Annotated in this window: 25 protein-coding genes; 23 read left to right on the top strand and 2 right to left on the bottom strand. The window is 47.0% G+C overall.

All coding sequences use genetic code 11. From position 1 onward, the window contains the following. Positions 1-7: 7 nt before the first annotated feature. From BLR65_RS02375 to BLR65_RS02335, 9 genes are read left to right on the top strand one after another with little or no spacing between them, the layout of a single operon-like run. Positions 8-415, top strand: coding sequence for a P-II family nitrogen regulator (locus BLR65_RS02375; protein ID WP_093792111.1), 408 nt, complete (start codon positions 8-10; stop codon positions 413-415). 33 nt (positions 416-448) lie between these two features. Continuing rightward, positions 449-2,062 (top strand): nitrogenase molybdenum-iron protein alpha chain, encoded by a 1,614-nt coding sequence (gene nifD / locus BLR65_RS02370; protein WP_093792109.1) that lies wholly within the window; start codon positions 449-451, stop codon positions 2,060-2,062. 1 nt (position 2,063) lies between these two features. Then, complete coding sequence (gene nifK / locus BLR65_RS02365) at positions 2,064-3,452, top strand: nitrogenase molybdenum-iron protein subunit beta (RefSeq protein WP_093792107.1); 1,389 nt, start codon at positions 2,064-2,066, stop codon at positions 3,450-3,452. A 22-nt stretch (positions 3,453-3,474) separates the two neighbouring features. Beyond that, positions 3,475-4,830, top strand: a complete 1,356-nt coding sequence (nifE, locus tag BLR65_RS02360; protein WP_093792105.1) for a nitrogenase iron-molybdenum cofactor biosynthesis protein NifE — start codon at positions 3,475-3,477, stop codon at positions 4,828-4,830. Position 4,831: 1 nt separating this feature from the next. Further along, the gene (locus BLR65_RS02355) at positions 4,832-6,160 is read left to right on the top strand and encodes a nitrogenase component 1 (RefSeq protein ID WP_093792103.1); all 1,329 of its coding nucleotides are present in this window, start codon (positions 4,832-4,834) and stop codon (positions 6,158-6,160) included. Positions 6,161-6,190: 30 nt separating this feature from the next. Then, positions 6,191-7,438: a nitrogenase cofactor biosynthesis protein NifB gene (gene nifB, locus BLR65_RS02350; protein WP_093792101.1), complete on the top strand. Its 1,248-nt coding sequence runs from the start codon at positions 6,191-6,193 to the stop codon at positions 7,436-7,438. A gap of 18 nt (positions 7,439-7,456) precedes the next feature. Beyond that, positions 7,457-8,074 (top strand): Fe-only nitrogenase accessory AnfO family protein, encoded by a 618-nt coding sequence (locus BLR65_RS02345; RefSeq protein ID WP_093792099.1) that lies wholly within the window; start codon positions 7,457-7,459, stop codon positions 8,072-8,074. A 5-nt stretch (positions 8,075-8,079) separates the two neighbouring features. Further along, on the top strand, positions 8,080-9,123 hold the full coding sequence (locus BLR65_RS02340) for a homocitrate synthase/isopropylmalate synthase family protein (RefSeq protein WP_093792097.1): 1,044 nt from the start codon (positions 8,080-8,082) through the stop codon (positions 9,121-9,123). A gap of 13 nt (positions 9,124-9,136) precedes the next feature. Continuing rightward, positions 9,137-9,985, top strand: a complete 849-nt coding sequence (locus tag BLR65_RS02335; RefSeq protein ID WP_093792491.1) for a beta/alpha barrel domain-containing protein — start codon at positions 9,137-9,139, stop codon at positions 9,983-9,985. Here BLR65_RS02335 and BLR65_RS29405 read toward each other — a convergent pair. Both BLR65_RS29405 and BLR65_RS29400 read right to left on the bottom strand, forming a co-directional pair. Further along, entirely contained in the window at positions 9,982-10,143 is a 162-nt protein-coding gene (locus tag BLR65_RS29405) for a hypothetical protein (RefSeq protein ID WP_169716817.1), read from the bottom strand. The two genes, BLR65_RS02335 and BLR65_RS29405, sit on opposite strands and share 4 nt — an antisense overlap. A gap of 21 nt (positions 10,144-10,164) precedes the next feature. Then, on the bottom strand, positions 10,165-10,335 hold the full coding sequence (locus BLR65_RS29400) for a hypothetical protein (RefSeq protein WP_169716818.1): 171 nt from the start codon (positions 10,333-10,335) through the stop codon (positions 10,165-10,167). Between the two features lie 576 nt (positions 10,336-10,911). Between BLR65_RS29400 and BLR65_RS02330 the strand changes: the two genes are divergently transcribed. The 14 genes from BLR65_RS02330 to BLR65_RS02270 all read left to right on the top strand — a co-directional run bounded on the left by BLR65_RS02330 (position 10,912) and on the right by BLR65_RS02270 (position 26,415). Continuing rightward, on the top strand, positions 10,912-12,258 hold the full coding sequence (locus BLR65_RS02330) for an S-layer homology domain-containing protein (RefSeq protein WP_093792095.1): 1,347 nt from the start codon (positions 10,912-10,914) through the stop codon (positions 12,256-12,258). Between the two features lie 235 nt (positions 12,259-12,493). After that, positions 12,494-13,738 (top strand): MFS transporter, encoded by a 1,245-nt coding sequence (locus BLR65_RS02325; RefSeq protein WP_093792093.1) that lies wholly within the window; start codon positions 12,494-12,496, stop codon positions 13,736-13,738. 36 nt (positions 13,739-13,774) lie between these two features. Then, a complete protein-coding gene (locus BLR65_RS31290) occupies positions 13,775-14,602 on the top strand; it encodes a methyl-accepting chemotaxis protein (protein ID WP_093792091.1) in 828 nt (275 codons plus the stop codon). A 486-nt stretch (positions 14,603-15,088) separates the two neighbouring features. Continuing rightward, positions 15,089-17,785, top strand: coding sequence for a molybdopterin-containing oxidoreductase family protein (locus tag BLR65_RS02315; RefSeq protein WP_093792089.1), 2,697 nt, complete (start codon positions 15,089-15,091; stop codon positions 17,783-17,785). A 2-nt stretch (positions 17,786-17,787) separates the two neighbouring features. Next, positions 17,788-18,363: a 4Fe-4S dicluster domain-containing protein gene (locus BLR65_RS02310; RefSeq protein ID WP_093792087.1), complete on the top strand. Its 576-nt coding sequence runs from the start codon at positions 17,788-17,790 to the stop codon at positions 18,361-18,363. A 4-nt stretch (positions 18,364-18,367) separates the two neighbouring features. Continuing rightward, positions 18,368-19,261: a DmsC/YnfH family molybdoenzyme membrane anchor subunit gene (locus BLR65_RS02305; RefSeq protein ID WP_169716819.1), complete on the top strand. Its 894-nt coding sequence runs from the start codon at positions 18,368-18,370 to the stop codon at positions 19,259-19,261. Positions 19,262-19,431: 170 nt separating this feature from the next. Then, on the top strand, positions 19,432-20,118 hold the full coding sequence (locus BLR65_RS02300) for a TorD/DmsD family molecular chaperone (RefSeq protein WP_211285111.1): 687 nt from the start codon (positions 19,432-19,434) through the stop codon (positions 20,116-20,118). Next, positions 20,119-20,712, top strand: a complete 594-nt coding sequence (locus BLR65_RS02295; protein WP_093792083.1) for a 4Fe-4S dicluster domain-containing protein — start codon at positions 20,119-20,121, stop codon at positions 20,710-20,712. It abuts the gene before it with no gap. Next, a complete protein-coding gene (locus BLR65_RS02290; protein WP_093792081.1) occupies positions 20,709-21,593 on the top strand; it encodes a 4Fe-4S binding protein in 885 nt (294 codons plus the stop codon). Before BLR65_RS02295 ends, BLR65_RS02290 begins: the two co-directional genes overlap by 4 nt. 8 nt (positions 21,594-21,601) lie before the next feature. Then, positions 21,602-22,768, top strand: a complete 1,167-nt coding sequence (locus BLR65_RS02285; RefSeq protein ID WP_093792079.1) for a 4Fe-4S binding protein — start codon at positions 21,602-21,604, stop codon at positions 22,766-22,768. Between the two features lie 34 nt (positions 22,769-22,802). Further along, on the top strand, positions 22,803-23,003 hold the full coding sequence (locus BLR65_RS02280) for a Sec-independent protein translocase subunit TatA/TatB (RefSeq protein ID WP_093792077.1): 201 nt from the start codon (positions 22,803-22,805) through the stop codon (positions 23,001-23,003). Further along, a complete protein-coding gene (locus BLR65_RS31285) occupies positions 23,003-23,134 on the top strand; it encodes a hypothetical protein (RefSeq protein WP_281241477.1) in 132 nt (43 codons plus the stop codon). The genes BLR65_RS02280 and BLR65_RS31285 overlap by 1 nt, the downstream gene beginning before the upstream one ends. Before the next feature lie 516 nt (positions 23,135-23,650). Then, positions 23,651-23,836: a hypothetical protein gene (locus BLR65_RS02275; RefSeq protein ID WP_143122471.1), complete on the top strand. Its 186-nt coding sequence runs from the start codon at positions 23,651-23,653 to the stop codon at positions 23,834-23,836. Further along, positions 23,836-26,415 (top strand): molybdopterin-dependent oxidoreductase, encoded by a 2,580-nt coding sequence (locus BLR65_RS02270; RefSeq protein ID WP_093792073.1) that lies wholly within the window; start codon positions 23,836-23,838, stop codon positions 26,413-26,415. Before BLR65_RS02275 ends, BLR65_RS02270 begins: the two co-directional genes overlap by 1 nt. The last annotated feature ends 11 nt before the right edge of the window (positions 26,416-26,426 follow it).

Genomic DNA, 26,426 nt, shown 5'->3' with positions numbered 1-26,426 from the left:
CTGTACCATGCAAGAGATTCTAGCCATTGTGCGCATGAATAAAACAAGCGCTACCAAGAAAGCATTGGTAGAAGCCGGAGTAGCCGGTTTTACAGCCTTCAAAGTCATGGGGCGGGGCAGGCTGGTTGATGATCCGGCTGTTGTAGCTGAGCGCAAAGCGGCAATGATGGCTATGGCCGGTGCCGATGAACCGGATGCGGAAATGCTGATTGACGGCTTTTTGGATGGGCACCGGCTGTTCCCGCGGCGCTTATTTACCATATTGGCTCATGATGAAGATGTGCCCAGGATCGTGGAGGCCATCATGCAGGCTAACCGTACCGAACATAAGGTGGGAGACGGAAAGATTATTGTCATGCCCATGCTGGATGCTATTCGGGTTCGTACCGGCGAAGCCGGTGAAGACGCAGTATAAGCTGTTAGTAAGGAAGTAAAGGGGGTAAGCAGCATGGCTGTTACTGAAAAGGAGCTACAGGAGATTCTGGAGCAATATCCGTCTAAAGTCCAGAAAAACCGCAAAAAACACATCCTGATTAAAGACGGAGTGGAAGACGCGCAGGTAATTGAGGCCAATACCCGCACGATTCCCGGTATTATTACCAACCGCGGCTGTGCCTACGCCGGTTGCAAGGGCGTTGTGCTTGGCCCGCTTAAGGATATGGTTCATATTACCCACGGACCCATCGGCTGTGGCTTTTATACCTGGGGAGCTCGCCGCAATAAAGCGAAATCCGACGATCCCACCCAGAATTTTATGAACTATTGCGTATCAACCGATATGCAGGAAAGCGATATTGTATTTGGCGGCGAAAAGAAACTGGCCAAGGTCATTGACGAGGTAGTAGCGATCTTCCATCCCCATGCCATTACGGTTTCGGCCACCTGCCCGGTAGGCTTGATCGGTGACGATATTGCCGCTGTCGCCAAGGCTGCCGAGAGCCGCCACGGACTGCCTGTGCTCGCCTTCAGTTGTGAAGGGTACAAAGGAGTCAGTCAGTCAGCCGGTCACCATATTGCCAACAATATTTTAATGGATCGGGTTATTGGCGCTAGTAGTGCGGAAACGGCTCCCGGCAAGTATCCGATCAATATTCTGGGAGAGTACAACATTGGCGGTGACAGTTGGGAAGTTGAGCGGGTCTTAAAAGAAATCGGCTACACGATTGTATCTGTTATGACCGGCGACGGCTCCTATGAAGAACTCAAAAACGCCCACACGGCAGAACTTAATTTGGTTCAATGCCACCGCTCGATCAATTATATTGCGGAAATGCTGGAAACCAAGTATGGCACACCGTGGTTAAAAGTGAACTTTATCGGTATTCAAGGGATGATCGAGTCACTGAGAAATATGGCGACCTATTTTGGTGATGAGGAGCTCATTGCTAAAACGGAGGAAGTAATTGCCCGTGAGGTGGCGCGGATCGAACCGCTTATCGAACCCTACAGGAAAATCTGCCAGGGCAAGACGGCATTCTGCTTTGTCGGCGGATCCCGCGGCCATCATTATCAAGGATTGTTTGCCGAAATCGGCATTGAGACAGTGTTAGCCGGCTATGAATTTGCCCACAGGGACGATTATGAAGGACGTCAGGTTATTCCAACCATCAAAACAGATGCCGATTCCAAGAATATTCCCGAACTGCATGTAAGTCCGGATGAGCGGCGTTTCCGGCTGAAGGTATCGCCGGAAAAAATGGAAGAACTCAAGCAAAAGATTCCCTTAAGCTACTATGCAGGCATGAATGTGACCATGAAAGACGGCAGTATTATTGTGGATGATCTCAATCACTTTGAAACCGAGGAATTTATCAAGCTTCTCAAACCTGATATTTTTGCATCAGGCATCAAGGATAAATATGTAATCCAGAAGATGGGTATTCCGGCCAAACAGCTGCATTCTTATGACTACAGCGGCCCTTATGCCGGTTTTAACGGGGCAGTGAACTTTGCCCGCGACGTAAGCATGGGATTCGCATCACCTACCTGGAACTTTATTGTTCCCCCATGGAAGGATGAACCCTTGCTGACCGGTACTGTAAATGAGGAAGGAGTGGCCTAACATGCTGGATTGTACACCAAAAGAATACAAAGAACGTAATAGCGGCGGCGTTATTAACCCGGCTAAAACCTGCCAGCCCATTGGGGCCATGTACGCCGCTCTCGGCATTCATCGCTGTTTGCCGCACAGTCATGGTTCTCAGGGTTGCTGCTCTTTTCACCGTATGCATTTGTCCCGGCATTTCCGGGAACCGGCCATGGCTTCCACATCAAGTTTTACCGAGGGAGCCTCGGTATTCGGCGGTGGTGCCAATCTGAAAACCGCCATCAAAAATGTTTTTACCATTTATAAGCCGGATGTTATGGCTGTGCATACCACCTGCCTCACCGAGACCATCGGTGATGATATTCCCAGTCTTATTAAAGCAGCGGAGATTCCGGAAGGCAAAGTGGTGATTCACGCCAACACTCCCAGCTACCAGGGATCTCACGTTACCGGTTTTTCCAATATGACCAAAGGCATGGTCAATTATTTGGCCGAAGCGACTACGCCGCTAAAAAAGGAGCAGGTCAACCTCATTCCCGGGTTTGTTAATCCAGGCGATATGCGGGAAATAAAACGAATGGCCAGGGTAATGGGCGTTACTTCGATCATGTTTCCTGACACTTCAGGCGTGCTGGACTCGCCTATGACAGGCAAGTTTACCATGTATCCCAAGGGAGGAGCTACCGTAGCGCAGATCAAAGACAGCGGTAATTCCAAACTAACCCTGGCGCTTGGACGTTTTGCCTCCAGCGATGCTGCCGAGCTATTGTCCAAGAAATGCCAAGTACCGGCCACCGTCCTGAAAACACCGATTGGAATTAAGGCTACCGATGCGCTGCTTATGGCCCTGCGCCGGGCGTTTTCCCAAGAGGTTCCCTACGAATTGGAAGAGGAACGGGGGCAGTTGGTCGATATTATGACCGATACTCACTTTCATTTCCACGGTAAACAGGTTGGAATTTTTGGCGACCCGGATATTGTGACTGGTATGACGGAATTTGTTTTGAGTCTGGGAATGAAACCTGTTCACATCCTGACAGGAACACCGGGCGGCGCCGTTGGTTCAGGGCTTGGCAGCTTTGAAGAGGATATTAAGGCTATGCTGGAGCCGGCAGGTGTGACAGCCAATGTCAAGGCAGGCGGTGATCTGTTTACCTTCCATCAATGGATCAAAAATGAGCCGGTTGATTTGATTATCGGCAATACCTACGGCAAATTTATCGCCCGGGCGGAAGATATTCCGCTGGTGCGGGTTGGTTTCCCGATATTGGATCGTAGTGTTCATTCCTATTTGCCGATTGTTGGCTATCGCGGCGCTATGCGGCTTATCGAGAAGATAAGCGGCGCGCTCTTAGACCGGGCGGACCGCGATGCCGCCGATGAGGATTTTGAATTAGTCATGTAGTTGCTTGCAGGAGGTGAGAAAAATGAGCGAGACAGCTGCGGCCATCTCGGAGAGAGAACAATTTATTGCAACCAAGGGAAGACGGAAAAACACACTCAAATGTGATGCGGACAGCATTGCCGGTTGTGTGAGTCAGCGAGCCTGCGTTTATTGCGGCGCCAGGGTGGTGCTGAATCCGGTTACTGATGCCATTCATCTGGTTCACGGACCGGTTGGCTGTGCCAACTATACCTGGGATATTCGCGGCAGTCTGTCCAGCGGCTCCGAACTTTACCGGAACAGTTTTACAACCGATTTACGGGAGCAGGACATTATCTTTGGCGGTGAAAAGAAACTGTCCCGGACCATTGATGAACTTGTGGCCAAATACCAGGCCAAACTGGTATTTGTCTACTCCACCTGCATTGTCGGCGTAATTGGCGATGATTTGAAGGCTGTCTGCAAAGCGGCGGCCGAGCGCCATGGCATTGAAGTGATTCCTGTTGAGTCCAGCGGTTTTATCGGCAATAAATCAGCCGGTTACCGGGCGGCCTGTGAGGCATTATTACAGCTCATCGAACCGGTTGACCGGCGCGAAGCCGCTGCCAGTAAGACGATTAACTATTTAGGTGATTTTAACTTAGCGGGCGAGGCCTGGATTATCGAGGATTATCTTGCCCAGATGGGGATAAGCATCAATACGGTATTTACCGGCGATTCGACAAGCGGCACCATAAAGGCCGCAGCTAAGGCTTCGCTCAATATTGTCCAATGTGCCGGTTCGATGTATTATCTGGCAGGCAAGCTGCAGGAACTGTACGGTATCCCCTACCAACAGGTATCCTTTTTGGGACTTGCTGATACGGCGCAATCACTGCGTAATATTGCCGATGTCCTGGGCGGCGGTGAACTCAGGGCCAAGGCAGAGGTGCTGATTCGCCGGGAAACTGACCGGGTGGCCCCCATTATTGAGCAATATCGCGAGAAACTAGCAGGCAAAAAAGCAGCCGTCTATGTGGGCGGCGGTTTTAAGGCCATCTCCTTGATTAAACAGTTCCGGGAACTTGGCATTGAAGTGGTCATGATCGGAACACAGACCGGGCGGCAGGAAGAATATGACACGATTAATGAGTTGGTGAACGACGGTACGGTTATATTGGACGATGCCAATCCGGCAGAACTGGAACGGTTTATGACCGGTCAGGGGGCGCATTTGCTAGTTGGCGGGGTCAAGGAACGGCCATTGGCCTACAAGTTGGGGCTTGCCTTTGTTGACCACAATCATAACCGCAAACATCCTCTCAGTGGTTTTGACGGTGCCGTCAATTTTGCCCAGGAAGTATACTCCACGGTTTGTTCACCGGTATGGCAATATACCGCTCAACAAGGAGGTGGCTGATATGGAAAATCCTTGTCATATGTGTATGCCGATGGGGGGAATTATGGCGCTCAAGGGAATTGAACAAACCATGGTTATTGTCCATGGCTCTCAGGGGTGCAGTACCTACATGCGGCGGCACATTGCCGAACATTTTAATGAACCTGTTGATGTCGGTTCCTCTTCGCTTAATGAAAAAGGAACCGTATATGGGGGCGAGGCTAACTTAAGGAAAGCCCTTGATAATATTTTTAAGGTTTACCAGCCTGGCCTGATTGGCGTGATTACCACCTGCCTGGCTGAAACCATCGGCGAGGATATTGACAGAATCGTAACCGATTACCGGCAGGAACGAAAGCTGACCACGCCTATCGTTACTGCCAGTACTCCGGGTTATGGCGGCAGTCACAACGACGGCTACTGGCTTACCGTCAGGCGGCTGGTGGAGACGCTGGCAACAAACACCGAGCACCACAACAAGGTAAATGTCATCATTCCTAATAGCAGCCCGGCTGATATCCGGGAATTGAAACGGTTATTCGCCGCCATGCAGCTAGCGTATACCATCTGCCCGGATATATCCGAAACCCTTGACCGTCCTTATCTTACGACTTACAGTAAAATTCCCGCGGGCGGCACGCCGATTGAGGATATTCGCCGTATGGCCGGCGCGCCGGCTACCATCGAACTGGGCGTTACGTTAGATAGCCATGTGTCGCCGGGACAATATCTGCAGGAGAACTTTGGCGTACCGCTTTTTTCCCTACCTATTCCCATCGGCATTCAAAATACGGATACCTTTATGAAGGCACTCGAAACCATTAGCGGCAGAAAGCGGCCGCCAGCTATCGAGGCAGAGCGGGGCCGCCTCCTTGATGGCATGATTGATTCCCATAAATATAATTTTGCCGGACGCAGCGCTATCTTTGGCGATCCCGAACTTGTCTTTGCCGTGACGCAGCTCTGCTTGGAAAATGGGATTCGGCCGGTAGTCGTGACCGGTGATAAAAGCGGCAATGTGGCGCGCCTGTTGCCTAAGAATGAGATATCAGCCGCAACAGTTGTATTGCCGGATCCTAACTTTGATTTAGTGCAGCAGTATGCTAAAAAAGGCGGGGTTAATTTGGCCATCGGCCATTCGGACGGACGTTTTCTTACCGAACGGGATCATATTCCGCTCGTGCGGTTGGGCTTTCCCATTCATGACCGGATAGGCGGACAGCGGCTGTTGTCGGTTGGGTATACCGGCACTATGAATCTGCTGGACCGGATTACCAATACATTACTGGCCGAAAAGTATACACACTATCGCCAGACCATGTACCAAAAATACTATCGTAAATCATCGTAGACTTACTTTAAGAGAGGAGGTGGCCGCTCTATGGCGAGCGTGCTTACCGATAAACATCCCTGCTTTTCCAGTCAAGCCCAGCATCAATATGCCCGCATGCATTTGCCGGTAGCGCCACGATGCAATATTAGCTGCAATTATTGCAGCCGGAAATTTGATTGTGCAAATGAAAGCCGTCCCGGGGTCACAAGTGCAGTGTTATCCCCTGTAGAGGCACTTAACAAATTTGAACAGGTGAAAGCTGCCATTCCCAATCTTAGTGTGGTGGGAATAGCCGGACCGGGGGATGCTTTGGCTGACTGGAATGAAACCAGGGAGACAATCGAACTCATTAAAAAGGTCGATTCCGGTATGCTGTTTTGTTTATCCACCAATGGTTTGCTGCTGCCTGAATACGCTCCGGAAATTGTCAAACTGGGAGTGAAGCATGTCACGGTAACCGTTAACTGTACCGAGCCGGTTGTCGGAGCACAGATTTACGGAACGATTAATTACCAGGGCAACCGCTATGTGGGGGCTGAGGGAACCGAAATCCTTGTGAATAATCAACAGGAAGGCATTATGTATCTGGCCGGGCATGGCGTTACAGTTAAAGTAAATATTGTTATGATTAAGATGGTAAATGACTGGCACATACCGGCTGTGGTCAAAAAAGTTAAACAACTGGGGGCAGCGCTGACAAATATTATGCCGTTTATTCCTGCACAGGGCAGTGTTTTTTCGGGTTTGCCACAAACCGCTATGCGGGATGTCACCGCGATGCGGGCAGCTTGTAACAGTGAATTAAAACAAATGACGCATTGCCGCCAGTGCCGGGCAGATGCGATTGGCCTATTGAGTCAGGATCGAAACAGTGAGTTTAAAAACTGCGCAGTTAAGCCGGCTGAACCGGCTGAGGCTAAACCAGTGCCGTTTGGCGGTCATTATAAGGTGGCGGTTACCAGCAAGTTTGACAAACTGGTTGATTTGCATTTTGGCCAGGCCGAGGAATTTCATATTTACCGGGTAAATAAAAGACGGTATGAGCGAATTGAAACGCGCCGACTGGAGAAATATTGTAACGGCGATGTGGATTGTATAAGTGAAGACAAGCGCCGCGAAGCCATTCTGGCGGCATTAAGTGATTGCGATGCAGTATTAACAATGAGAATCGGTTATCAGGCGCAAAAACGTTTGTTAAAGCGTGGCATCATGTCGGTGGAATATTGTTATACCGTAGAAAGTGGACTTTTTTATACGGTTGAGCAGCTTGAGTTAAAAGCGGCAGCGGCCGTATAAAAAGCAAAGGAGGAAAATATGGCACGCGATATAGCGGTATTTATTGGGGATAACGGGACAACGACTTACCCGGAAGAACCGGGGCAAGTAGTAATTTATCGCCGTCAGCAGGGGAAATGGCGGCAGGTCAGTGCTATGCCCTTTCAACTTGAACGTGCAAGCGGTATAACGGTGGTGCGGCGACAAGTGACCGGGCTCATTCAATGGCTGGGGCACTGTCACATATTTGTGGCTCTGTCAGTTTCCGGCTTACTATATAAGGAACTGGAACAGGCTGATTTTAGTATTTGGGAGTTTAGCGGCCGCCCAACCGATTTTTTGGAATACATTTTAGTTCAGGAAGAAATGGCGTCCCGGCGTAATGAACCCAATACCCAGGCAGCTCCGGCCGTTATTGAGACCGGTCCGGGATGTTTTCAGGTCTCGTTGAAAGATATTCAGCAAAGCAGCGGTGGCTTGACATCAAAACAGGTGTTGCAGCCACTGTTGGCTGGCAATTATTATCTCGTAGAAGTACTATGCAGTCATATTCCGCCATGGCTGGAGGCCGAGTGTATAAGCGGCCGCCTTGACTACAAAACAGAGCGTACGACCAATGGCATCAAATTAATTATCAGAAAACAACGCTGTGGGTGATTTTTATGAACAGACCTATCTGGTTGGATCTGACTTTGGATATAGCTATCAGCCGGCAAGTTTCGGGCCAAAAGTTGGCGGAGATTGCCGGTGCTCTAACGGCTCTGGGCATTCGCCGGGTTGTTGTTGATTGTAACGCGCACCAGCGGTGTGCGGAGCCTGACGGGTTGAAAAACCATATTCAGCGGTATGGGCTCATTGATTTGGCAGAAGACCTGCTTCTCAATGCGGAACAGGACAATTTGAAAAAAGTGATTTTGGTATGCGCCTTTCCCGCACAGGCGAACATGGTTGAAATAGAGACCGCTATTCGGGAAACCGACAAATACGCTGATCAGGTTACTTTAGTACTGGAAGGGGTGGAGGGCATGTCGCCGGCCGAGTTAGCCGGCATGTTACCTGTTATCAAAGGCTGGCCTGTGCAGGCGGTTATTTACAGAGATAAACAGGGCAGGGAGAATCCCTTTAGCTTATTTGACAAAATAAGCAGGCTGAAAAACGGTTTGGTCTGCCCTGTGGGTATTTGGGCCGGCAATGCCTTTGGCTTGGCAACTGCCAATACCCTGGCGGCAATGAAAGCCGGTGCTACCTGGATAATGACAGCCGTAGGGGGAATGGGCGGCTACGCTCCCTGGGAAGAAGTGCTGATGGCCGCGCGGCAGTTTTTGGGAATCGATAGCAAATTGCCGGATAAACTGGCACTTGGCTGTCAGCAACTGCTTGGTCTGCTGGCTTGGACGGTACCTGCCAATAAAGCTATTATTGGCCCGGCTATTTTCGCCCATGAATCAGGCCTGCATGTTGACGGTGTTACCAAAGATCCGGAAATCTATGAACCTTTTGTCCCCGAAATGGTGGGACTGACGCGGCAGCTTGTTGTCGGCAAACACTCGGGAACCGCGGCACTTAAAACTAAATTTGCGGCCTGGGGAATTTGTCTAAAGGAGGAGGAAAGCAAGCGCTTGCTGGCCGGCGTACGGTCAATGGCGGTGCGCAAGAGGACAGCTATCAGCGATGCCGAGCTTAAAAATTTATACCTTTCAGGCTGAAAGGAGCCGGTTTATGCAAGAATTCAAACAAGATTTTCTTATTGACACCACCTTGCGGGATGGGGAACAGGCGGCTGGAATCGTATTTTCGGCTATGGAAAAGCTGGCTATTGCTTTAGCGCTTGATAAGGCCGGTGTAACCTGGATAGAAGCCGGTACACCGGTTATGGGACAGGAAGAGGCGGAAGCCATGCGGCTCATTCTTGACGCCGATCTCAAGGCAACCGCATTTTCCTGGAACCGGGCCTGTCACCAAGATATCGCGGCTTCGCTTGCCTGTGGTTTTGAGTTCTTGCATATATCGGTTCCGGTTTCCGACCTGCATATTTATCGCAAGCTAAAGCAAAGCCGCAAATGGGTATTTGACCAGCTTACCCGCGCTGTATATGTAGCGCGCAATCATGGCTGCCGTATTTCCGTGGGGGCTGAAGACGCTTCACGGGCCCGGCCGGAGCAATTTCTGGAACTTGCCGAATTGAGTGAACGACTGGGGGCTGAGCGTATCCGGTACGCGGATACGGTTGGCCTGTTGGATCCTTTTAGTACCCGGCAGTTAATGCGGGAGCTGAGTGCCGACTGTTCGCTGCCAATCGAATTTCATGCTCATAATGATTTTGGTCTGGCTACAGCCAATACACTGTCAGCTTTAGGGAACGGCGCCGCATTCGCCAGTGTGACAGCCGCCGGTATTGGGGAGCGCGCAGGCAATGCTGCCTTGGAAGAGGTGGTAGGCGTTCTGGAAGCAATTGGGTCCGTCCCGGCAGCTGTCAATCTTGCAGCAATTAGAAAAATAGGCTGCCAGGTGGCAGCCATCAATGAACGCAGGGGCTTTTGGTTATCCGAAAATAATGATAGAGTTTAAAATAGTTGATGAGCCTGTTCGCGGCTATTTTGCCGTGCGCGGGCTTTTGCTATGTTCTCCTGGATGTCGGGACTGGTGCGGGCGCCCGCTATGATGGTAACGGAAGACAGGTTTTTACTGAAGCCCTTACCGTGAGCGTATTTTATTTTAGTTTTCACGGCAAACCTCCTATGATAAATCTAATTTTTTAAGCGCTGGTAAAATTCGTAATACTTTTTGAATACCGGATCGTCAGCTATATCGCTATCAAGTTTGAGTTCAAGCGCGGTTTTAGGACAAAACTCCGAGGAAAATTCACAGGAACTGCTTTCAACGCAACTTTCGCATCCCTTGAGCTTGCGGTGCAGCATAAGAATCGCCTCCCGGTCGGTTATTCAGTGAGAAAAAATTCAACACTACCTATAGTTTTTGAAAATCACCACAGATTATGTATTTGGTTTTTTCCAATCCAGCTACAATGCTGGGTTTATTTTTTGTCGTCCGCAAGTTGAAGTTCTCAATAGTTGTTAATTTATTGACCAAGCAGAGATAGGCAAGAAATTTACTGTTGGTGATTAAAAAGAAAGCGTCTGATTCTCTGAACAATTCTAAAATATAGAAAAATTCTCTTATGTAGACAATAAATGACCTCAAAGGAGTTAGTTTCAGTATTAAAATTTTACTGACAGTTAAATTGCTTAATTACAGATGCATTCCTGATTGTCCTGAAAGCAGTAACATTTTGGATTGTTTGTCAACTGTTTAATAGTTTATAAAACCATAATCAACGAAGAAAATAAAAAATTATCAGCTACGTTGGCGTGCTTTTTGCATATATAATATGCGACATCCAAGGAGGTGCATAAAACTACTGCCAAATAAATTGCAAATAGTTTTAATCTTTAGGTATCACTCCCGATCAAAATATTTAGAGGATGGTGGATTAAATGAAAAAAAGCATAGTAATTTTGGCTTCATTAACTGCTTTTTGCCTTACCAATATATCCGTATCGGCAGCCGGTCCTTTCTCTGACGTACCAGCAAACCACTGGTCATACGGAGCAGTTAGCAAGCTCGCACAGGATGGTATTGTTAGCGGTTACGGTAACAACGCCTTCCACGGTGATCAGCTTTTAACCCGGTATGAAATGGCTCAAGTCGTTGCTAGGGCTATGGAGAAAAGCGATAAAGCAAGCGCGGAAGATAAGGATATTATTAATAAATTATCTCAAGAATATTCTAAAGAATTGACGAATCTAGGTGTTCGCGTAAGTGAATTAGAAAAGAAAAGTGATAAACTTACATACTGGGGATTTCTACATTTGTCAGACCAGGTCTGGAACAATTCAGGTGTTTTTAAAGGGGTTGCTAACCCTGGTGACACTCCCCATCCTAATGAAGGGCACTATCCTGCCATTGGCTATGATCTGTATCTTAACTACAAAGTCAATGATAAATGGAGCTTTAATGTTGAAACTGAAGCAGTTAGAGATACTAGAACAGGTGGATACTGGACAAGTTTCGATACGGATGGCGGTGTAGCCGCAAGCCAACGCGATGATATGATGTATGCTGAGGGAACAGTGGGTACGACTAAAATAAAAGCCGGTAAATTTGATTATTCCCCCGCTTATGCGCTGGTTATCTGCCAAGGGCGTAAAGCTCTTAACGGTGTTGAATTTACTGTTGGTGATAAGGTTAAAACATCATTGGCTTATGGTTATTTGCGGCAAAACTGGACAGGTAACCCTCTTAATACTTATCTGGTTTCCGAGAGTAAAGACAATCATTATGCTTCCTTATCAATTGATGTGCCGCTAACCAGTGATAGCAATTTCAAAGCCGCTTATCATAGCGTAAAAAACGACGGGACAGACAAATCTCTGATCTCTGATAACATAAATATTTGGGAAGTTGGCGCCGATAAAATGCTGACAAAAGATTTGGATTTTTTTGCAACCTATGCAAGGTCTAATGCAGACACAAATAACGAGGCTTATATTATCGGCTTAACTAAGGGTCATGCTATCCCCAGTATCGCTAAATCCTTCCAAATAACTGCCAGATACCTTTATGCGGAAGGTTATTCCACAATTGCTCCTGACAACTACTGGATTGGAGCTTACCATTCTCAAAGTGTTGGTTATCATGGATTAAAGGGTCCGGAACTAACGGCAATGTATATGTTTGACAAAAATATTGGCATGACAGCTTGGGCCAGCAATCTTTCTACTACAGACGGCGCTCCGGGTAAACTGAGAACGGTTAAAGCTGAGTTTGACTTCTTTTTTTAATAATCAGTATTATACATTTCATAGACATTGCTCAAGAATCTGTTCAAGCTATATCAGGTGCAAGCTTACGTGCTTGCACCTGATATAGCTTGCTTGAATTCTCTGACAGATAGTTAAGTTGATAAATTTAAATTAAATTAATGAATCATTCTTTTATCCCACATATGTCTCAGATATATTTACGGTGAAAGCAAAGGTTTCTACGGAAAAAGCTTTCTGAAAAGAGGAAAACAAAATGAAAACCAATCGTACTCTACTTAAGCTAGCAATTATATGTATTGCTATGCAGGATTCCGGTTTCGGCGCAACAACACCTGCTTTAGCAAGTATCATGCAGGCATTCCCCAATATAGCTCCTAGTATAGTCATGATGGTTGCTACTATACCGCCAATGGTGTTAGCAGTGATTCCTCCAATTTATGCTAAGTTATGTGAGTCGATTAGAAAACGTACACTTTTGTACATTGCTGCCACATTTTTTATCATTGGGGGTGTCGGACCCGCGTTTTTCAATTCAAACATATATTTAATTTTAGCATTTCGCTTCGTGCTGGGTATCGGTAATGGTATTGTCCTTCCAATGTCCGCTGATTTAGTAGTAGACTTTTTTGAAGGTCAAGAGCGCAATACTATGCAGGGTTACGTATCGGCTGTTACCGGCATTAGCGGCGTAGTATTTTCCTTACTCGGTGGCTATCTGGCAGCTATTCGCTGGCAATATTGCTTTTTTTCCTATTTAATTGCCATATTGTTTTTCATTATTCCTTTTCTTTTTCTACCTGAACCTGACAGGAACGGTAAATTAGCTGCTCAGAACAATCGTGGTGAGAATAAATTACCTTTAGGCGTATATATTGTGGCGCTTATTTTTGGTTTCTACTTTTTTTTCTTATACTCTATCTTTACCAACACTGCTGTTGTTCTTTTGGGCGAGCACCTAGCGGAACCAAGTGCGATCGGACTGGGGATGGCTCTATTAACGGGTGGTACTTGCGTAGCCTCGATTACCTTTGGCGCACTATTTAAAGTCCTGAGATTCAATTTATTTCCTCTCTCGTATCTAATTTCAATTGTTGGGTTTTACATTTGCTACACAAGCCATACCTTCGAGATATATAGTTTGGGGCTGATTATTATTGGCATAAGCCTGGGTATGAATATACCGGTGACCATAACGAAAGCTACTAGTCTGGTTTCCTATGCGGCCGGAACGAAAGTTATCGGTCTGATCTTTTTTACTCAGGGATTGTTCGCATTTGCTCAACCAATCATTTACGGCATAGCTTTAGAAATATTCAAACAACCGCCGGGAAGATTTCCTTTTTTAATAAGTACGGCAGGCATGGCGGTGTGCGCTGTTATTGCCTATCTGGTTGATAGAGAAACAGTCGCCAGACAAAATTTTTATCAACCAAGAGAGATGTCGAAAGCATCTATTCCCAAATGCTTACAAAATGAACGGAATTCGTCGACATTTTGAATCTTCTTAAGAGTACTGGTAACGGGGGAGACTAAAATGAACAAATTAGAAGCGTTGGTCATGTGTATTGACATTGTTGCAATGGCGTGCAATCCAGGCACAGGGATACTAATAGTGGATAAAGACAGGCAGGTTTTGGCTATTAGACCGGCGGATATAAAGGAAAAGCACGGGGTGCCACCGGCAGTCGGATCAGAAATTCCGGCTGATTCATCTATTGGAAAATGCATAAAAACCAAAGAATTAGCGTCTTCTTTTCTTTCAAAAGAGTTTTTTGGTGTTAGAGTTAGAACCTGTGATATTCCTATTATTGATAATGATGGCCGCTTACTGGGAGTAATGGATCTTATAGAGCCGCTCGAAAAGCAAGAAAAATTATTGACTGTTGCGGCAACCATCGCAGCTACCGCCCAGGAGATTGCAGCAACTACGGAAGAATTGGGCGCCAATGCATCTTGCCTGGCTCAAGAAATGGATCAGGCAAGAGTCGGTGGAGATGGTGTTCTTACTAAAATTATTAAAACTGACGATATTCTGAAGTTTGTCAGTGATATTGCTGCTAATTCCAATCTACTCGGACTTAATGCGGCAATTGAAGCGGCCCGGGCGGGTGAACATGGTCGAGGCTTTGCCGTTGTTGCCGAGGAAATGCGTAAAATGGCCTCAAATAGTGCCAGCTATGTAAACGAGATTAAAACGATCTTAACGGATATTCGTAATGATACTACCGGAGTTGTTGATATCATTAATCATATATTCGAACTTAGTAAACGCCAGGCAGATGCAACTGAGCAAATTGCCTCTACTATGCAGTCATTGGCCTCAACTGCCGGCGAAGTAGAGCACATAGCTGAAAAGGTATAAGAAAAAATATCTGTGAGAGAAAATTAAAGTCCTTGATCACTATGGGGTTGTAGCTCTGTAGTGATCTTTTTTATTTTTCTAGAATGTAGAAAAGTTCTCTAACGTAGACAAAGTAAGAAATTTAATTGGTTGTTTTTTGTGTAGATATACTGAGAAATAGCCAAAAAAAGCCTATGTAGCGATTATGTATTGGTGTGGCATGAATTTTGCATATATTTTTAGGCGTAACGAAGTAGTTGAATAAGTGAATAAAATATTGACCCTAAGCATATTGGCACATAGTTGCAAAAATATATAAACCAGCCGAACGAAATGTTTATATTGCAAACAACTGCCAAAAACGGATGTCATGTTGGATGTCAGTAAGGTTTCACATTATTCACTTTAACATGAAACCGAATTCATCAAATTAGAAAAGAGGTGAGTAATCAGCATATGTGCAAGAAAAATTGCCTGTTTAATTATCAATGGTAGAGGAGAGAAAAGATGAAAGGACCAGTACTTAATAGAAGGCAGTTTCTAAAAGCGACTGCTATAACCGGTATTGCGGCAGCACTTGGCAGTTTGCGTAATACTGGGTTTGCGCAAGTTAAATCTGCGGAGGGTGTAACGCCAACTGATACAAAGATTGTCAAGACAAACTGCAGAGCGTGTATTTCCAATTGTGGAGTTCTTGCGCATGTCAGGAATGGCCGTGTAGTTAAGCTTGAAGGCAATCCCGAGTACCCCATGAGTAAGGGAGCAATGTGCGCCAAAGGACTTTCCGGCATACAGGCTCTATATCATCCGAATCGCAATAAATATCCGATGATTCGAGTTGGTAAGCGCGGTGAAAACAAATGGAAGCGCATCTCATGGAATGAGGCGATTGATACGATCGCCAAGAAACTCATGGAGACTCGGGAAAAGTATGGAGCGGAAACTGTCTTTTGCTCCACAGGCGGTGGCGGCAACCCGGCATTTCCGAGTATTTCCAGGTTCTGCAACGTATTCGGTACGCCTAACTGGTTTGAACCAGGTTGTGCACAATGCTATCTTCCAAGGACCGTAGCATTTGGGTTGATGTATGGTGCTTATGGCTTAGGTGGTGCAAGCCAGGGCAGCGATACCAGTATTGCTGATTCCAATTGTCTTGAGATGTACTTTCCTGATGATACTCCTATGAAATCCCTGGTACTTTGGGGGACAGCCCCCGCCTACAGCACGCCTCCGGGAGGAGGCAGAGCCGTTGCCGAACTGCGGGCAAGGGGCATAAAAACAGTTGTCATCGATCCACGCTTAACACCAGATGCCGCCAAAGCGGACGTTTGGCTGCCAATCAGGCCAGGTACGGATGTAGCGCTCATGCTTGCCTGGATCAAATACATTCTCGACAAGAAACTCTATGACGCGGAATTTGTCATGAAATGGACGAATCTTCCGTATCTTGTAGACCTCAAAACAAAGATGCTGCTGCGTGCCAGTGAAAGTCATACTCCGGCAACACCGGACACCTTTATGGTATGGGATGTAAACACGAATTCGGCACAACCTGTGGCCTATCCTTGGAACGACAGTCTCGCACCGGCTCTCGAAGGCACCTTCACTGTAAATGGGGTGGAATGCAAGACTGCTTTCCAGCTTCTTAAGGAAAGGGCCGAGCCTTTTACCCTTGAGAAGGCGGCCGAGATCTGTTGGCTTGATGCAAATAAAATCGAAGAAGCTATCAATATCTATGCCAATAATACACCTGGCGGCCTCAGTCTCGGCGTAGCAACTGACCAGAATCCCAACTCCGCCCAAGCGGCCATGGGTGGGGCGCTGCTCAATCTGATCATGGGCAATGTGGAGAAGCCTGGTGCGCTGCTTCAAAGGTTCATATACAGTCCGATAAGTCCGGATCCTTCAGATCTTCGCATGTTCCTGCCTGAGGAACAACTGAAAAAACGTCTGGGAAGTATGGAACACAAGGGCCTTCTCCAGTGGTGGGCCGCTCAACCTTCGGCAGTCCTTGACGCAATTCTTACCGGTAACCCTTACAAGCCACGAGTATGGATCGAACGGTCAGGTAACAAGTTCGTCACACTTGGCAATAGTTCTTCCTGGTTGAAAGCAATTGAGCAACTGGACTTCATTGTTCATATGTATATGTACCCCACGTCGTTCTCAGCGTATGCCGATATTTTGCTTCCAGCCACCGAGTGGTTGGAAACAGATCTTGCCGTCCTGTCGGCCAACATGCTGTTTGCCAGAAAGGCGGTTACGCATCTTTGGGAAACGATGAACGAGACCCTGTTCTGGTCCAAACTCGCTAAGCGGTGTGGCGAGCTTGGTCACGAAAATTGCCAAAAAGCGTTCGATCCTAAAGCGACAGCACCGGAGAGTCCGTATTGGGATACAATGGAAGAGTGTCTGAATGGAACTGTGGCGCCGCTAAAGATGACATGGCGTGAGTTTGCCGAGAAGGCGCCGATCGAATTCGCCCCCTACGACAAATGGAAACGTTATTACGTTTATAAGCAGATTGACTCACACACCGGTAAGCCGACGGGTTTTAACACACCATCCAAGAAATGTGAAGCTTATGCGGAAGGCTTTATCACCCTTGGGAAGACTGGGAAGCCGTACAGCCCGTATCCCTTACCGCCAGCCTCAAAGGATTACGATCCGCTGCCGTATTACCTGGAACCTCACGAAAGTCCGCTTGAAGGCAGTGAACTGGCCAAAGAATTTCCGCTTGTCATGACTAATGGTAGAATTCCGTTCTTCCATCATGGGACTTTGAGAAACATCCCCTGGTTAAGAGAAATTTATCCTGTACCTGAAATCTGGATTCACCCGCAGGCTGCAGCTAAATACGGTGTTTCTCAAGGTGATTGGGTGAATGTGGAATCGCAGCGCGGCAAAATCAAGGCAAAAGCCTGGGTGACAGAGGGAATTAATCCGGGAGTCGTCTATATGGAGCGTTTTTGGAATCCCGAAACACTAGATAATGATACGCATGGCTGGCGGGAAATGAATGTCAATGTTTTATCGAAAAATGATGCGCCGTTCAATGATGTATTCGGCACCTACACCCTGCGGGGCTATCTCGTAAAGATATCCAGGACTGATGGTCCACCGCAAGGGGTTTGGCTTAAACCGGAGGAGTTCAAAAAATGGTTGCCTGAACCATCCGATCCCACCAAGGAGGTTGAGGTGTAATTATGTCACAAAGAACTATGGTAGTTGACTTAGACCGCTGTATCGGCTGCAAATCCTGTGAGGTGGCGTGCAAGCAGGAAAACGGCGTGATCCTTGGTTGTACGTGGAATAAAGTTCTGACAGTAGGGCCGACAGGTACGTATCCAAACGTAGAAATGTATTTTTTGCCGGCGATGTGTCAGGAATGTAAGGATGCTCCGTGCGTTAAAGCCTGTCCAACCGGGGCGTCCTATAAGAATGAGGATGGAGTTGTCCTCATCGATAAAGAAAAGTGTATCGGCTGCCGGTATTGTATGATGGCTTGCCCGTATGGAGTTCGCACCTTCAACGAAGAGACGAAGGTTGTTGAAAAATGCACACTGTGTACTCAGTTACAGGCCATTGGCGAGCAGCCGGCTTGTGTTAAAAATTGTCCGGGTAAGTGCCGGTTTGTGGGCGACATCGACGATCCCAACAGTGATGTTTCCCAAGTCATCCAAAAAGCCGGCAGCGAAAATGTGCATGTCCTGCCGGATGTGGGCAATCATCCGTCTGCCCGGTATATACTGCATAGTAAAACGGCTACCTGGAAGGAGTGATCACATGAGTATTCAATGGCCATTAGTGTTCTTTACATTGTTTATTGGACTTGGTTGCGGGACATTTGTTGGCTCTGTTATTCTGACCGAATGGTACGGCAGGGCAAAGCAAATTAGAACAATCAGTGCGGGCATTGCGATTGTGTCCATAGGCGTCGGCGGCATGTCAAGTATCCTGCATTTAGGCCATCCGGAGCGGATGTTTGGTGCTCTGGGGCATCCAACCTCCGGAATCTTCATGGAGTCAACGATGAGCTTCCTGTTAGGTCTGGCCATTATCGTTTATATTTTGGCACTCAGGAGAAACGCTTCTGATGTGACTTGCAAAATTATCGGAACCGTTGGTGCGGTACTGGCGGTCGGACTTACTTTTGTTAATGGCGATGCCTATGTGATGGCGGCCATACCCGCCTGGAACACGTGGATTCTGCCGACACTTTATTTGACCTCGGCAGCTGTTATGGGCTGCTTTTGTATCGGCGTGCTAGTTGTGCGTACAGTAAACTACAGCCTGACGACGACAACCGTGACAACGGCGGAATCGGCAGCAACAACGGAAACAGCAGCAACGACAAGCATGATACGATGTGCGACATGGATCGTACTTGCCATGCAAGCGGTGATGCTTGTTGCGTATTTGATACACATAGCCATAGCCCCTTATCCCGATGTGACCCGATCGGTCGCGAGGGTTTTGGCAGGCAATCTGGCACTCCTCTTCTGGGGCGGATTAGTGCTGCTTGGGTTACTGGTTCCTGCAGCGTTGATGACGAAGTTTTATACAAAAAATAGTGAGGGGTTCTCGCTCAAACTTGGTTTGGCGTCTGTTCTGGCAGCTGGTGTTGCCTTTCGAGCCTTGATGTTCTTACTCGGCAGCAGTGTTAAGCAATTTTTTTAGCCTAGCGGAATTTATAACTCATAAGAACGACTATACCCATAAAGGACATAGGCGGCTTTTACCGGCGTCCTAAGGACTTGGCACAAGCCAAGTCCTTTCTTAAAATGATAAAAGTTGGGGAGAGATTTTGAATCTCTTCCCAACTGTAATGAAAACAGTGAGGGAAAAAAGTGGAAAAAATAGTAGAGTACTTAGCGATTATGGAAAACCGGGAAAATTTGTACCGCTTTTTGGGGCGGCTCTACAAGATTGAAGTCGACCAAACATTGTTGGACCAGATGGAAGGCATGTGTTTTCCAGCCGGGGATGGCGAAGACGAACTTGCCGAAGGCTACCGGATGCTTGAGGTGTATTGTACGCATCTTGGAAGTGATCCTTTGACCGATCTGGCCGTAGACTACGCAAGAGTATTTCTTGGCGCGGGAATAGCCGGTAATGAAGCGGCCTATCCGTATGAGTCGGTTTATACAAGCCCGAAGAGACTGATCATGCAAGATGCGCGTGATCAAGTGGTGGCCGCCTACCGCGCAAAAGGCTTGGCCAAGCTGGAAACACTTGATTTTCCGGAAGATCATATCGCCCTCGAACTTGAATTCATGGCGCACCTATGCCATGAGACACAACAAGCTTTAGTTAAGCGGGACTGGCTGGCAGTCTCGGTCTGCCTTAAGGAACAGATGGGCTTTCTTGTACAACATTTGCTAAACTGGGTTCCTGCGTTTTGTGCCGACACCAAGGAGTATGCCGAGACCGAATTTTATCAAGCTGTTGCGAAAATTACCAATGGGTATTTGCATTTGGAGCGTAGCATCCTGGAAGAACTAATCGAGGGAACCGCCGTGGAGGTTGGTGCATAAATGGCCTCGCGGCGCACCTTTTTAAAAATAACCGGAGGAGCGTTGGCCTTACTTCTCGGGCTTGGAGAAGTATCAAAGATCTTGCCGCATAAGCCTCTGCTTCGTCCTCCTGGGGGACAGGATGAGACATCATTTATCTCGAGATGTCTTAGATGTGACCGTTGTAGAAGTGTCTGCCCAACTTCTGTAATTGGTCTGGCGAATTTATCGGATAGCATCATGGATGCGCGTACGCCGGTGATGAAGTTTCATCTTGGGTATTGCAACTTTTGCCATAAATGTGTTGAGGTCTGCCCCACTCAGGCGTTGAAACCTTTTGACAGTAAAATTGTGAGAATTGGCTTGGCAACAGTGAAGAAAGACATTTGCATGGCATGGGATTTCGGCGGTTGTACGGTGTGCCTGAACGCCTGTCCTTATCACGCGATCGCGCTTGACGGACAGGGGCGCCCGCTGGTTGATCCCCATAAGTGCAACGGTTGTGGCATTTGCGAGAAAGTGTGTCCCGCGCTGGTGATGAGGTCATACATTGGTGGCAATGTTCGTGGTATCGTCGTTACACCCATTGCGGCAGGAAGGGATGGAGGCCTATGAATAGGAATAGAACAAGGACGCTTAGATTGACAACAATGGCGGTCATAGTGATCACGATCGTGATTGGTGCGGTCAAAAATGCCGGTACAGGGTCACTTTCTGCTTTCGGAGTGGACAATATTTCTATGATTTGTCCTTTGGGCTACTTGGAAACAGCACTTGCCGGCCGGGATGTAATGCCGCGCCTGCTTATTCCTTTTTTCGTGATCGCCGGACTGACCGTTCTACTGGGGCGTGTCTTTTGCGGCTGGATCTGTCCTATTCCACTAGTGCGCAAATTATTAGTCAACAAAATTGATGAAGTCAAAAAGACCACTACGAATAGTAGCTCCCATGATGGTCCAACACAGCCTGTTCTTAAGGAAGATGAGGCAGTAAAGACGGCATGTTCTCAAGAAAATTCTGATGCTAAGAAAAATTCTTCATCAGGGCTCATTGTTCTTGGTGTAACTTTGGGGTCTTCCGCCATTTGCGGTTTTCCCGTATTCTGTTTGATTTGTCCGATTGGACTTGTCTTTGCGACTTTATTTGCTTTGATCCGCCTTGTTCATTTCAACGAGCCGACAATGGATCTCATTGTATTTCCCGCGATAGTTGTTATTGAACTTGTGCTCTTAAAAGAATGGTGTAGCAAATTATGTCCCGTCGGCGCTTTGCTTAGCTTCTTTAGCCGGTTCAACCGCAGTCTTGTGCCTACCGTGGACCGTTCCCTCTGTCTGGAAGAAAGTCAAGATACCCGATGTCAGCGATGCCGCAGTGCTTGTTGCTTTGATGTTGATCTTAAGGACGGTCGTGGAACAGGAGGTATCAGCGACTGCACCAAGTGTAGAGAATGCGCAGATAACTGTCCGGTTCAGGCGATTCGATTTCCTTGGAGGTGAATGCCTGCATGTTGTCTAAACTCGAACAATTTACAAAGGCTTGCGCCAAGCTTGACAAGCGGGGGATCGTCATACAGGAAAAGCGGTGCCTACGCAGACAACATCTGCATAGCTCTTGCCAACGCTGTTTCTCCGTCTGCCCCAATGGGGCCATTGCGTGCTCAGAGAGCATTACCTTACTCGCCGAAAAATGCACCGGCTGCGGTGCTTGCACTGCGGTTTGCCCCAGCGGCGCCCTCGCTGCTAAGCTGCCTTCTCACCAAGAGTTACGGTCACTTGTCGCCTTGCATGTGGAACATTCGGGAGCGGTCGCTTTCGCTTGTGAGTCTTATCTCAAACTTCATCCTTCCGAACGTCAGCGCGCCATCGCCGTACAATGTATCGCACGGTGTGATGAAGCCATTCTTGTCGGTGCGGTTCTACGGGGCGCAACCAACGTGTCCATCCTCAATGCCTCCTGTGCAGGTTGCTCGCAAAACAAGCTTTGCGGTCTGGTTCAGACAATGGCTGACACGGCAAGCCGGTTGCTGGAATGTTGGCAGTATCCTAACGTGATTGTGCTTGCCGAGAAGGTTCCGGCGAAAATCAAACCACTGCCTATTACGGAAGGCGAGACGAATGGGATGTCACGCCGTGTCTTTCTCACCGCTTTTAAGAGAAGAAGTACGAACCTGTTTACCCAGGTGCTTTCGGAATTTATCGCCGATGCTGCTGACAAACAGATGGAAAGCAGTAGCGTACTGCAAAATCCGCTGGAAGAGTCCAAGTATTTGCCGGATAAGTGGTCTTCGCTTGTTAACTCTCTAAGACAAATTAAAAACTCGGCGAACCCTGCAAATTTTTCAAGCAGCCTTTGGGGAGATATCAACATTACTGATCGCTGCAATGGTTGTGGAGCCTGTGTAAACGCTTGTCCGACTGAAGCTATGTTTATTCGCAAGCAGGATGGCTGCTGGAGCATTTCCTTGGATATATCGCGGTGCACACAGTGTGGTTTATGCCAAGATGTTTGCTGTTGTGAAAGTATCGAAATCATTACAAACGTTGCCCTAGAAACAATGCTTGCCCCAACACCGCACGTACTCATTGTCAAGAAACAAAAAGATATTGATAGCTTGCTCGAGCCGCCAGAACAGCGTATGGCACGTTTGTTGGGATGCGGGGTCAAGAATTGAGGTTTTTGTTAAAACAAGAAAGGTAGGATGAAATATGCTCAATTTCAATTTGCCGGAATTAGGTGTCATCTTAGTCATTGCCCTAATTGTATTCGGGCCGGGTAAATTGCCTGAGGCTGGTAAGGCATTAGGCAAAGGCCTGCGTGAGTTAAGACAGGCAGTATCAGGTGAGTCATCTAATGTCATCAATGTTGAGGGTAAGTCAACAGAAAGCAAACCGGGAGAGACACAATAGTGAAGTTGGTAACACGGCTGAGAGCAAATGTTATGCTTGACCGCTTGCAGGAGTTAAGGCGGCGGTTAATTATTTGTTTAGCAACTGTGTTTGTCACAAGTACTGATTGTTATATCACTATGGAGTTATAGCTCTGTAGTGATTTTTTCTTATTTTATAGCTGTTTATTGCGGTTTTTATGGTTTCCTTCAATGCCGATTAGTTGAGCTTTATTATTTTTTTACTTATTCTTCTTAGCACATCGTCAGTTTCAAACAGGCAAAACTATTTCAAAAAAAGAGGATTGTCTGGTGAAGTATTCTAGAATGTAGAAAAGTTCTCTGACGTAGACAAGTAAGAGATTCAATCGGTTGTATTTCAATGTAGATATGTTGAGAAATAGCAAAGAAGACGCCTGTTTAGTAATTATCTATTGGATTGGCACGAATTTTGCAAATACTTATAGATGCAGCGAAGCAGATGAATAAAGTATTGACATTAAGCATACTGGTACATATTTGCAAAGATTAAACCAGTCGATTGAAAATGTTTATGTTGCAAATAAAATGCCAAAAATAGGATGTCATGTTGGATGTCAGTAATGTTTCACATGGTTCAAACTGCAGGCTTCAATAACAAGAGTGTCCGCGATGGGGAGGTGAATGCAAATGCCTAAAAAAGAGTTTGTTTTGCCATATCAGCAAACGAAGGACACAGCTGTAAAAGCTCCTAAAAAATGCCCTAAATGCGGGGCATTATGTGCAGGAACTATGAAAGTGTGCACAAAATGTAAAACCGATTTAACGGAAAATGCTTCAGCAGATGAGAAAAGCACTGAAGGGGAGGGAATTTAATGACAAATAAGGATGTAAAAACTGTATATAAAGGAACCGGTCTATGCTCCTTTGGCGTTGGCGCTAACCTTGCCGAGGTTGATGTAAAGGACGGCAAGATTTTGCGTACTCGCCCTGCGCGATACGACAAAAAGTATGATATGGAACAATTTCGGCCGTGGACAATCAAAGCCCGTGGCCGTGAGTTTAGCGCCAGCAATAAGTCGCTGATTTCGCCTTTCGCTATTGGCTATAAGAAAAGAATTACTTCTCCTAATCGTATCCTCTACCCCTTAAAAAGGGAAGACTGGGATCCTAACGGTGAGAGAAACCCTCAGAATCGTGGTAAAAGTAAATTTGTGCGCATTAGTTGGGATGAGGCTACAGATATTATTGCTGCCGAAATAAACCGAGTTAAAGAAAAATATGGTTTGGAATCTGTTCTTTTGCAATGCGACGGCCATGGCGAAACAAAAGTTGTCCATGCCGCGCATGGCTGTAATACCCGTCTTTTTGATGTTCTTGGCGGCTATACCATGCAGGCCCGTCAACCTGATAGCTGGGAAGGATGGTACTGGGGGGCCAAACATGTCTGGGGTCAGGACCCTGTCGGCCAGGCAGATATGGGCAACCTACTGTTAGATATTGCCGAAAATACCGATATGTTAGTGTTCTGGGGCTGCGACATGGAAACGACACCTTGGGGCTGGGGCGGGCAACTGCCCAGTAATTACTGTAACTGGCTTACCGAGATTGGCGTGAAGCAGGTATATATTTGTCCTGACGTCAATTATGGTTGTGCCGCCCATAATGACAAGTGGATCCCCGTATACCCGAACACGGATGCAGCGCTCCACCTTGCTATTATGTATACCTGGCTTACGGAAGACACCTGGGATAAGGAGTATATGAAGACTCATTCTGTTGGCTTTGAATATCTGAAAAAGTATATTTTGGGTGAAGATGATGACAAGACTCCCAAGACACCGAAATGGGCGGAACCAATTTGTGGTGTTCCCTCCCGTACCATCAAAGCTTTAGCGCGCAAATGGGCAAAACAAACAGCTTCCATTGCACACTGCAATGGCGGATCGCTTGTTCGTTCAACTTATTCCCACGAACCTGCTCGCCTGGAAGTTTGCCTGATGGCTATGCAGGGATTAGGAGCTCCTGGACGCAACATCGTTAAGTTTATCGAATGGAATTTCTATGGTATGGATTCTCAGCAACCGGCACCACGTTCCGAAGTCATTCCCAGCCTTGACGCTGCCTATCGCGGCTACAACTTTGTTCAACCTGCTTCTTTTATTCCTAAGACCTTAATCCCTAAGGCAATTCTCGGTGAGTATACTGCCGAAAATCCGCTCAAGTGGCATGGATTTACATTAGCCGGCTGGCCTCGCTGGGATCAATTTATCGAATATCAGTATCCGATTCCCGGCGCGCAAGAATTACATATGATCTGGTCAGATACGCCCTGTTGGACGACTTGTTGGAATGGTGGTAACTCAATGATTGACGCACTTCACAGCGATAAGATTGAAACCATAATTGTACAGCATCCGTGGCTGGAAAACGATTGCCTTTATGCTGATCTTATATTGCCGGTCAACACTAAATACGAAGAAAATGATATTGGCGTGGATAGTGTTAACGGTAACTATTGTACTCTCTATTATGAAGAACAGGCGGTCAGGCCCTTAGGCGAATCTAAGAGCGATTGGGAGGCGGTTGGCGAAGTCGCCAAAAAACTGGGTGTTTACGATGCTTATGTAGAAGGTAAAACGGAAGAAGAGTGGATTCGTTTTGGTTTCGAAAATTCTCATTTTCAGGATCTAATTAGCTTTGAAGAGTTTAAGGAAAAGGGCTATTATTTATCGCCAACTGCTGAAGGCTGGGAAAATGATTCTCGCGGTTTTGAAAATTTTTATAAAAATCCGGAAGAAAATGCACTTAATACGCCGACAGGAAAACTGGAGATTTATTCTGAAGAATTGGCGGCTAATTTTCCTGATGACGTGGAACGCGGTCCTTATCCGAAATTCATACCCTTTGGTGAAAGTCATCAGGAAAGTCGTCTTCACCCTCGCAGCGAAAAATATCCATACCTGATTGTTTCTAATCATCCAAGATGGCGCGTTCATGCCAACATGGACGATATCTCGTGGTTCCGTGAAATCGAAACCTGCAAGATGCTTGGACCAGATGGCTATCAGTATGAACCTGTTTGGATTAATCCCAAGGATGCCCAAAAATTAGGTATTGTGCATGGTGATATTGTGAAGGTTTACAATGATCGTGGTTGGACTCTGGGGGGGGCTTATGTTAGTGAACGGATCATGCCTGGTGTTGTTCTGCAGGACCATGGATCAAGACTTGATCCCATTGAAGATGGTGTCAGTGACAGGGCTGGTGCTAACAATTTGATTTGTCCCACTGCCACGACTTCCCGAAATGCTGCCGGTGAAGTGACAAGCGGCTTTCTTGTGGGCATTGAAAAAACAGACGTATTTGAACTGGCAAAAAAATATCCCGAAGCCTTCAATCGTAAATACGACAAAGGTATCGGCGTCAGCATCGAAAACCGTGTCAAACTATGAGGAGGAAAACA

This window comes from Sporomusa acidovorans, from assembly GCF_900101845.1.
Classification (GTDB): Bacteria; Bacillota; Negativicutes; order Sporomusales; family Sporomusaceae; genus Sporomusa; species Sporomusa acidovorans.
Note: the sequence above shows the minus strand (reverse complement) of the source record. Positions and strands in the feature narration are given on the sequence as shown.